At 67.6% G+C, this 1254-nt stretch carries 1 protein-coding gene; it reads left to right on the top strand.

Going from position 1 to position 1254, the window contains the following annotated elements:
- Window positions 1–1227 (top strand): amidohydrolase family protein (locus ACIPIA_RS16610; protein WP_400511077.1); only part of this gene is annotated, 1227 nt, incomplete at its 5' end.
- Window positions 1228–1254 lie beyond the last annotated feature (27 nt).

Genomic DNA, 1254 nt, shown 5'->3' with positions numbered 1-1254 from the left:
TACTGCCTGACCGAAGTGCGGCTGGAGGACGGTTTCGAGCGCGACGGCGACATCGTCACCGGCACGCGCACGGCGCTGTACACGCTGGAGATCAAGGGCGGCAAGATCGCCGCGCTGCATGCTGCGGGGGCGACATTGCCCGCCGGCGTGCCCTGCTACCGCGCCCATGGCCAGCTCGCCCTGCCGGCCATGCGGGACATGCACATCCATCTCGACAAGACCTTCTACAGCGGCCCGTGGCAGGCCCCGCTGCCGCGGCAGGGCAAGACGATCCTCGACATGATCGCGCGCGAGGAGAAGCTGATCCCGCAATTGCTGCCGACGTCGACGCAGCGCGCCGAGGCGCTGATCGCCCTGCTGCACTCCAAGGGCACCACGGTCGCTCGCAGCCATTGCAACATCGATCCGGTCAGCGGCCTCAAGAGCCTCGAGAACCTGCAACGCGCACTGGAGAACCATCGCGACGACTTCGAATGCGAGATCGTCGCCTTCCCGCAGCACGGCCTGCTGCACTCGAAGGTCGAAGGCCTGATGCGGGAGGCGATGAAGCTGGGCGTCGCCTATGTCGGCGGCCTCGATCCGACCAATGTCGACGGCGCGATGGAGAAATCGCTCGACGCCATGTTCCAGATCGCGCTCGATAGCGGCAAGGGCGTCGACATCCATCTCCACGAGACCAACCCCGCCGGCGTCGCGGCGGTCAACTACATGATCGACACCGTCGAGAAGAACCCGGCCCTGCGCGGCAAGGTCACGATCAGCCATGCCTTCGCCCTGACCACCCTCTCCTCCGGCGCGCTGAGCGAAACCATCGGACGCATGGCGGCGCAGCGGATGACCATCGCCTCGACGGTGCCGCTGGGCAGCCTGACGATGCCGCTGCCGCAACTGAGCGAGAAGGGCGTTTTCGTGATGACCGGCACCGACAGCGTCATCGATCACTGGTCGCCATTCGGCAAGGGCGACATGCTCGAGAAGGCGAACCTCTACGCCCAGATCTATCGGGGCAGCGACGAGTTCCGGCTGTCGCGCGCTCTGGCGATCGCGACCGGCGGCGTGCTCCCGCTCGACGACAGCGGCAAGCGCGCCTGGCCGAAGGCCGGCGACGATGCGGCCTTCACGCTGGTGCCGGCGAGCTGCTCGGCCGAGACCGTGGCCCGCATTCCCGAGCGCAGCGCCACCTTCCACCGTGGCCGGATGGTCTTCGGCAGCGTCGGGATGGCCTGAGGCTCGAATCCGGTCGTCGCCTGCGCC

It is taken from the genome of Allobosea sp. CER48 (genome assembly GCF_044752385.1).
Lineage (GTDB): Bacteria > Pseudomonadota > Alphaproteobacteria > Rhizobiales > Beijerinckiaceae > Allobosea.
Note: the sequence above shows the minus strand (reverse complement) of the source record. Positions and strands in the feature narration are given on the sequence as shown.